We start from the raw sequence: 7,831 nt of genomic DNA, 5'->3' as shown, positions 1-7,831 counted from the left end.
CTGTTGTCCAATAGGCCATCGACGTCCACGGCGAGAGGGGCGCCACCGGCCGCCTGCACGGCGCCACCCTGGTTCAAAAGCGTCCCAGCGTGAATCTGCAGCGCACCATTACCGACAACGGTGCCCGCGGTGTTGTCGAAGGCTCCGCGTACGTTGAGAGCCAGCGGATCGCTTCCGCTCGCGCTGAGGCTACCGTGGGCCGTGGACAACGCGCCGGTGGTGATCGCGATCCGCTGCGCCGCCGTCGTGCCAGCACTGAGATCCGTGTCGTCGCCGGTCAGGGTGAGCGTGCCGTTGCTGAGCAATTTTCCGCCGGCGCCGTGCAAGGTCGCGGCGTCGATCGTGAGGTCGCCCTGCCCCGCGTGCTGCACGGTGCCGCCGGCATTTCCAAAAGCGCTGGCGGTGATCGTGAGATCGCCATTGCTGGCCAGCGTGCCGCCGTCACCGTTATCCAGCGTATCGGTGGCGGTAAGCGCATTCGACGCGCTGCCCGACGCGGTTATCGTACCCCCACGGTTATCGAGGCTGGTCGCGTTCACCGTGAACTGATTCGTGCTGATCTTACCGCGCGCGTTGGTCAACGCCCCGCTCGCGATCGACAAGCGCGCCGCGTTACTGGCCAGGGTGCCGCCCGTGTTGTCCAAGGCACCATCGACGTCGAGCGATGTCGCGCCGGCATCGAGCTGGTTGAAGCTACCGCCCCGGTTACTGAATTGACCGGCGGCGAAGGTCAATGGACCACCGATCGTCAGCTGGCCGGCATCGTTGATGACGCTCGTCGCATGGATCCTCGCGGCGCCATCGATGGTCAGCGTRCCACTGGCATTGCCGAGATCGCCGCCGCCCAAGGTCAGTTGACGCAGGGCCAGCTGGCCACCGTCGTTGCGCAGGCCGCTGGTGGTCGTCAGGTCGAACCCGGAGAACGCGCGCATCTGGCCGCCGTCGTTGTCCAGCAGACCAGCGATGTGGAACTCGCCATCCGCGAGTGGCGCGATCGATCCGCCGGACGCGCCACTGGCCGCCCCGGTGCCGGCTCCACTGCCGCCGCCCGTCGTGTTGGTCGGCGTGCCAGCGCCGGACGAACCGCCGTCCGTTCCACCCGTGTCCCCGATATCGGCCACCGGCTGGCCGATCGTGCCACCCCGGTTGGACAACGCGCCGGTCTGCAATGCGATGCCCTGCAGGCCGGTCTGCGTGATCGTGCCACCAGCATTACGCAACGAGCCCGCGTCCACGACGAGACGACCCGCATTGAGCGTACCGCCGCTGTTGTCGATGTCCTGCGCGGTCGACAATGTCAGCGTCCTGGCGGCGGAGATCGTTCCCGCATTGCTGACGCCACCACTCGCCTGGATCGTGGTATTCGCCGCTTGTGCCTGCAGTTGGCCGGTGTTCTCCAGACGGCCATCCACCGTCACGACAAGATCGCCCGCTTGTGCGCCGATGGTGCCGGCGTTACGCACGCCGACGCCATGTTCGTTGCCGATCAGGGTGATCTTCTGCGCGTACATGCCGCCCAGCGCGCTGGTGTCCAGGGCGAAGGTCGGCTTCGCCCCATCGCCTGCGATCGGTGCGATCTGGCTCTGGTCGACGCTTACCTGATTGGTACCCAGCGTCACCTGCAACTGCGGCGCCCAGATGCCAGCGTTGGCGACCAGCGCACGGGTGATGATGTCGGCGTAATCGGCACGGCTGGCGTCCAGGCCGGTGCCACCGACGCTGATGGCGCCCCCGGTGACACGATAACCGTCCAGCGCACCGCCGTTCAGTACCGGCGTACCGGTGGTCAGCGTGAAACGCGTGGCGTTGATCACGCCGCAGCCATCGCAGCTGATGCCCGCCGGATTGGCGATGATCACCTGCGCGCGGTCGCCGGCCACTTCGATATAGCCATTCAACGCACTCGGGTTGGGACCGGTGACTTCGTTAAGGATGATCTTCGCCGTGCCCGTGGCCAGCCACGGGTTGCCCGCCACCGCGCCGGCCAGCTGGGTCTGCGTGTTGGTGCGCGAGTTGTTCAGCACCACGCCGCTCTGGTCGACGTCGAAGCGGTTGTACGTGTTGCGCGAGACGCCTGCGGCGCTCGGTGTCTGAATATTCACCAGCGGCGCTGCACCGGGCGCGCCCAATACGGTCGGCCGCTGGTTACCCGGTGCGTTCGGATCGCCGACCACCTGCCCGGCGCTCGCCGCCGATGTCATACCGATCCAGCCAAAGGCCACCCACAAACCCAGGCTCACCGCCCGCACGTGCGCGGTGCTTCGACCATCGGTCGAAGAGGCGCCCTGACCCGGACGACGAATGAGCTCAGACACTACCTGGCAAAGACCAAGCGCGTGATTGAAGACAATGCGATACAGGTGCGAATTCATGCAGAACCATCCGTGATGTTGCGTTCAGTACGACCAGCTGAGAGTGAAACCCGCGGTCGACGAGCCTGTGGGGAAGCCCTTTGGTTTGGAGATCGGCGCGCCAGCGAAGGCATCCCACGCCACGCCGTGCCAGCTGCCGCGCAGTCCCAACACCGCACCGGCGAGGTTCTGGCCCAGTTCCTGTGCGGTGGGTGCGCCTCCGACGTGGCCGATGTCGGCCCCGAGGTAGAGTTCCTGACCGCCGCCGACGGACCAGCCGACGTCATTGCGGATGAGCCACCCGCGATCGCCGGTGAGCTGCACCTCGCCGTCAAAGCCACGCACGGTGTAGATGCCACCGATCGAGAAGCGGTCCTGCGGTATGAGCGCCGTCCGGTTCCATTGGGCACGCCAGCTGCCGGTGTAGCGGAAGCGCTGCGCACCGACGGAAAACGGAATGGTCAGCTGGGCATCCGCCGTGATGAGCTGGGTACGCGCGGTGCCTTCGTTGAACAGCTCTTCCGGGGCATGCAACGCACGAAATGCGCCGGTACCCCGCCGGTAGGCCGCATCGGCGTCGAGGGTGGCCGTGCCGAAGAACTGCTTGTACGTCAGGCCCGCCTCCCAGCCGCCCTGGCGGCGACGCTGCACCAGCACCTCGGTGTCGTCGACGAAGTTGTTCGAATCACGCTCCCAGGCACGCACATACATGCCGGCCTTGATGCTGGCATTGCGATACAGCAGGCGGCTCAGCTTGATGTCGGCGTTATTGCTGGTACCGCTGTACACATAGTTGGCGGCGTAGCCAGCGACGGTCTGGTGATACGTGTAATCGCTGACCGTCGTGCCGATCAGCCAGTTGCCGTACGGCACGTCGTAGTGGAGCGTGGAACTGTGCGTGCCGCGGCCGCCGGGGTTGAACACGGCCTTGCCGACGTTGGCGTAGAAGAGGTCGTTCCAGGTGAGCAGGTTGTCCAGCGACAGTGTCGCCGTAGCTTGCAGCTTGCCCGTGCCCTTGCTCCCCGAATTATCCAGCGTGGCCGCGATGCGAGCCGGCGACGACTGCTTCCATACGATCAGCAGGTCGCTCTCGCCGGGACGGGCATCGCTGCCCTCGGCGGGCGCGATCTGGATGTCCGCGTCGACGGTCGGCACGCGCTTGAGGTTCTCCAGTCCCTGCTCGATATCCCGCAGGTTGAGGATGTCGCCGGGACGGGCAGCCAGTGCGGTATGCCACGAGGTGCCACGCGTGTGCGATGCAAAGCGGATCGCGTGGATGCGTCCGGGCACCACGGTCAGGGTCAGTACTCCCGCGTGCAGGTCCTGGCTCTTGGCCAGCACCCGCGTCGTGACGTAACCACGCGCGACGATGGCGTTCTGAACGCGCTTCATCACGATCGCGACGCCAGCCGACCCCAGGCAGCGGCCAACCGCCGGGTCGCCCGGCACATTGGCGGCATGGAGCGCCCACTGGAAGGCACTGCTCTGTTCGCCATCGAGGCGGATGGACCCAATGGGGAAGCACGGGGATTCGTCCACCGGAATGCGATCCGGCGCGGTCGGCGCCGGCCGTGCAAGGCGCACGTCGGGCGTGGCTTCTTGTTGCTCCTGAAGCGCTCGCTCGCGCTCCTGCTGACGCAGCAACTCCTGGGTAGGCGACTGCTGGGCGACGGCCGTCGGGCCAAACGCAATCGTCAAACCGATGACAAGCGTCAGCTTGCCGGCATCATGGCCTTTCATTCCCTGTTGCATCCCTGCTGAATTTTCAAAAGTACGCGTGCTGGTCCGTGCGTTACGCCACGCAAAACGTGCGGCATCCTAATGGACGATCACTGGACGAACAACACGCGTTTGTCGAATCACCCTATCGGCCATGGCCAGCGATTCTTTAGGCCCTGGAGATGGATCCCGAAAGGCATGACCACGCATCTCGTGGTATTTAGTTCCGATGCCACAGACCCCCGCGCCCAGCATCCAAGCCGCCCTCGCCGCTCTGGCAGGACGGGAATGTCGCGGCGCCGCTCGCGCCCTGGCCGACGTGAAGGACCGCCATCGCGGCATCCACGAGGCCCGAAAATCCCTACGGCGACTCAAGAGCCTACTTGCGCTCGGGGCGGAACCTTTCGCGAATCAACTGCCATCCCTCAATGAGCGGATCGGCAAACTGGCTACCGGACTGTCCCCGCTTCGCAATGCCCATGTAGCGGTACATACAGCGCAGACCCTGGCGGGCCCGGGACCCTCCGCCGAATGGCAGCAGGCTATCCACGCCCTGGAAAATCGCCGGGACGGCAGGCTCGCCGCGGCGCTGACCAAGGATCCGCGCTTTCTCAAGCGGCGCCACCAGGTTCGCGACCTCGCTGACGCTATCGAAGTCCTGCCCTGGAAGACGGTCACGCGTCGCGCGATCGAACAGGCCATTGCGTGCTCGGAGCAACGGGTCGCCCGTGCCGAGAAGCGGGTGCGCAAGGACGGCTCGGTCGCCAACCTGCACCGCTGGCGGCGGCGTGCAAGGCGCCTGCGCATGCAGCTGGAGTTCTGGCGCAAGGTGTTGAAAGCCACCGGTAAATCCGCCCATAAGCGCGGTCCGAAGGACAAGGCGGCGGTGCAGGCCATGACGAAACTCTCCGATGCCCTCGGCGCCAAGCAGGATCTGCGCGCGTTGCGCGCGACGTTGCGCACGCTGAAGGTCCCGCTTTCGCTGGATCCGCTGCTCGAACGCATCGCGCATGAGCTCAAGGCACGACGAAAGATCGGCTGATCGCGGCCGCGATGCCCTAAGATCGCCGGATGACCAACCTTTCCCCCGCCGCCACCACGGCCTTGATCGACGTACGTAAGGCCGCCCAGGCCATGAAGCAGGCCGCCACGGACACCGCGACGGTGGCTGATGAGCTGCGCCGCTACCAGAAGTTCGCAAAGCCCGGCCAGCCTTCGCCCCATCTCGTGCAGGTCCGGCAGAGCCAGGCGCGGGTGCGCCAGGCCGCCAACCACGCCAAGCAGTCGTTCCTCATGGCATCGACCACCTTCGTCCGCGAGGCAGCACTGAAGGTGCCGACGCGCCTCTCACTCGAGGCGTATGTCACGGCATGGCTCGCGGCGAATCCCGAAGCCTGAGCGCTTGAGCGCGGGCCCTGCAGCCATGGCTCAGGGCTTGGCCGGACCGTTGAGCGCCTGGATGACTTCCGGGTGCGACTTGGCAAGATCGAGGTCGCCAGCGAGCTTCTCTCCATGGATGGCCAGGAAACGGCAGCCGTCCAGGGGCGTGGTGCCGGCGTTCTCCCTCGCCGCGCTGTCCGACAGCGCCTGACGCACATCCGGTTCCGAGGAAGCGATCGTCGGCTGCAGTTTCGCCAACACCTTCGCCTCAGACAGACCGTGTGCCTGCAGGACCGCCAGGGCTTTGGCATAGGCTCCCGCATTTTCGTCGACAAAGGTGCTCACGAAGACGCGGACGTCGACCGCTTGCTTGTCGCACACCTGTTTGTAGGCCAGGCGATTGAACGTATAGAACGAAACGAAGTTCTTCGCCGCCTCGAATTGAGGATCGGCGGGTCCCTGGCTGGCCGGGGCGTCCGCGGCCCCTGCCACGGACATGGCGAAGCTTGCAATGAGACCGGCGACGGTCATGTTTAAACGAGACGGCATGCGTCACTGCTCCTGTGCCGGATCGGGTGCCGGGATCCGTCGCACGGTGACATATCCGGCGCTTCGCGCCTACCTGCCCTGCCGAAAATGTGGCTTTCGTTGTCATTACGGACAGCGCGACGAGACAAGACATTTTCAGGCAGCTGCCGCGACGCATCAAACCGCTTTGATGCGCGTTCGGCGCAACAGGCGCAAACGGCGCCCTGACGCCATTGCACCGCCGCATGGGGTGTTAAAACGCTCTTCACGTCGCATGTCACATTTCGTCACATTCCAAATAGACAACGTTGTCATCGAGGACTACATCAGACGCCACCAACCCAGGCAGGAGGCGTTCGATGTTCACGAAGACGACAAGCAAGCGATCCCATGCGTTGCTCGGTGGCTGCTCCGGTACGTTGGGGGTAGCGATTGCCCTCGCCCTTTCTTCCGGCGTGCCGATGCAGACGGCCCATGCCGCCGGCGCGTGCGCGGCGCCGTGGAATGCCGGCTCGGTCTATACGGGCGGGAGCACGGCTAGCGAAAACGGGGTGAACTACGGCGCCAACTGGTGGACCCAGGGCGACGACCCCGCGACCCACAGTGGCGCGAGTGGCTCAGGACAGCCCTGGACCTCGCAAGGCTCATGTACGGGCGGCGGCACCACACCCCCGCCTGTCGATCCGCCGCCGCCGACCAATCCGCCGCCGGCCGCAGGCGATCTGTTGTTCAGTCCGTACAAGGACATCACGATCAACCTCGACTGGAACACCAACATCATGTCGACGCTGGTCACCGGGACACGCATTCCGGTCGTCGGCAGCGGCAGCCTCGTCTCCACCCAGGTGCCTAACCTCGGTGCGATCACGCTCGCCTTCGCCACCGGCGAGTGCGGTAGCGAGAACTGGGGCGGACTTCCCGCCGCGTCGTTCGCCGGCGCTAATATCAGCCGCCTGAACAGTGCCGGCATCAACTATGTCGTGTCCACCGGCGGCCAGGCGGGTTCCTTTACCTGCGGCAGCAACGCGGGCATGGCCAAGTTCATTTCGACCTACATGAGCCCACACATGGTCGGCGTCGATTTCGATATCGAGGCCGGACAGACACCCGCGCAGATCAACGCGTTGATCGCCGGTGCCGTCGCCGCGCAAGGCCAGTATCCCAACCTGCGCTTCTCGTTCACGCTGGCCACGCTCGCCGCGTCGGACGGTAGCTTCGGCGGCGTCAACACGACAGGCGACATGGTGGTCCGCGCGGTCAAGGCCTCCGCACTGGTGAACTACACCATCAACCTGATGGCGATGGACTATGGCTCCGGTGCGAGCTCGGGCATCTGCGTCGTCGCCAATGGCAGCTGCGACATGGGCCAGTCCGCCATCCAGGCCGTGACCAACCTGCAGCACACCTACGGCATTCCCCTGAGCAAGATCGAGATCACGCCGATGATCGGCGTGAACGATGCCTCGAGCGAAGTGGTCAGCCTTGCCAATGTCGACAAGATCACGGCTTACGCGTCGACCAACAAGCTCGCGGGCGTGCACTTCTGGTCGCTTGACCGGGACACGCCGTGTGCCGGCGGGTCCGCCTCGCCGACCTGCAATTCCGTCCCCAGCACGACGGCGCTGCAGTACACGAAGCGCTTCCTGAGCGATCTCGGTCGCTGATCGAAAACCCGGCCAACCCTCATGGCTGGCACCCGTGCCCCTGGATCCCGCAACGGGACCCAGGGGCACATCGCTTTACGGGGGTCACCCACGCCGCCCATGTCCGAAGTGTTCGGACATCGCCGCAACTTCTCTATGCAAGCCCCGGACACATGTTTGGGCACATCCCTTCTGTCCGAGGTTTCTCCA

General features: G+C 65.3%; 6 protein-coding genes. 3 read left to right on the top strand and 3 right to left on the bottom strand.

Features of this window, described 5'->3' with window-relative positions; genetic code table 11:
* Positions 1-2,372: two-partner secretion domain-containing protein (locus AC1DT2_RS11675; protein WP_477296343.1), on the bottom strand; the 2,372-nt coding region annotated here is incomplete at its 3' end.
* Positions 2,373-2,396: 24 nt separating this feature from the next.
* A complete protein-coding gene (locus tag AC1DT2_RS11670) occupies positions 2,397-4,091 on the bottom strand; it encodes a ShlB/FhaC/HecB family hemolysin secretion/activation protein (RefSeq protein ID WP_477296341.1) in 1,695 nt (564 codons plus the stop codon).
* A 208-nt stretch (positions 4,092-4,299) separates the two neighbouring features.
* Between AC1DT2_RS11670 and AC1DT2_RS11665 the strand changes: the two genes are divergently transcribed.
* Entirely contained in the window at positions 4,300-5,112 is an 813-nt protein-coding gene (locus AC1DT2_RS11665) for a CHAD domain-containing protein (RefSeq protein WP_477296339.1), read from the top strand.
* A 29-nt stretch (positions 5,113-5,141) separates the two neighbouring features.
* Positions 5,142-5,468 carry a hypothetical protein gene (locus tag AC1DT2_RS11660; protein ID WP_477296337.1) on the top strand — a complete coding sequence of 109 codons (327 nt, stop codon included), beginning with the start codon at positions 5,142-5,144 and terminating at the stop codon, positions 5,466-5,468.
* Positions 5,469-5,498: 30 nt separating this feature from the next.
* Here AC1DT2_RS11660 and AC1DT2_RS11655 read toward each other — a convergent pair whose 3' ends face one another.
* The gene (locus AC1DT2_RS11655) at positions 5,499-5,999 is read right to left on the bottom strand and encodes a hypothetical protein (RefSeq protein WP_477296336.1); all 501 of its coding nucleotides are present in this window, start codon (positions 5,997-5,999) and stop codon (positions 5,499-5,501) included.
* Positions 6,000-6,337: 338 nt separating this feature from the next.
* Between AC1DT2_RS11655 and AC1DT2_RS11650 the strand changes: the two genes are divergently transcribed.
* Complete coding sequence (locus AC1DT2_RS11650; protein WP_477296334.1) at positions 6,338-7,642, top strand: carbohydrate-binding protein; 1,305 nt, start codon at positions 6,338-6,340, stop codon at positions 7,640-7,642.
* The last annotated feature ends 189 nt before the right edge of the window (positions 7,643-7,831 follow it).

The sequence above is a fragment of the Luteibacter sp. P4_E6 genome (assembly GCF_056401535.1).
The sequence above is the reverse complement of the archived record's forward strand: the minus strand, read 5'-3'. Positions and strand labels throughout refer to the sequence as shown.

Excerpts from the sequence above, each read along its gene's own strand:
- AC1DT2_RS11670 (WP_477296341.1), bottom strand. The coding sequence starts at position 4,091 with ATGAAAGGCCATGATGCCGGCAAGCTGACGCTTGTCATCGGTTTGACG.
- AC1DT2_RS11665 (WP_477296339.1), top strand. The coding sequence starts at position 4,300 with ATGCCACAGACCCCCGCGCCCAGCATCCAAGCCGCCCTCGCCGCTCTG.
- AC1DT2_RS11660 (WP_477296337.1), top strand. The coding sequence starts at position 5,142 with ATGACCAACCTTTCCCCCGCCGCCACCACGGCCTTGATCGACGTACGT.
- AC1DT2_RS11655 (WP_477296336.1), bottom strand. The coding sequence starts at position 5,999 with ATGCCGTCTCGTTTAAACATGACCGTCGCCGGTCTCATTGCAAGCTTC.
- AC1DT2_RS11650 (WP_477296334.1), top strand. The coding sequence starts at position 6,338 with ATGTTCACGAAGACGACAAGCAAGCGATCCCATGCGTTGCTCGGTGGC.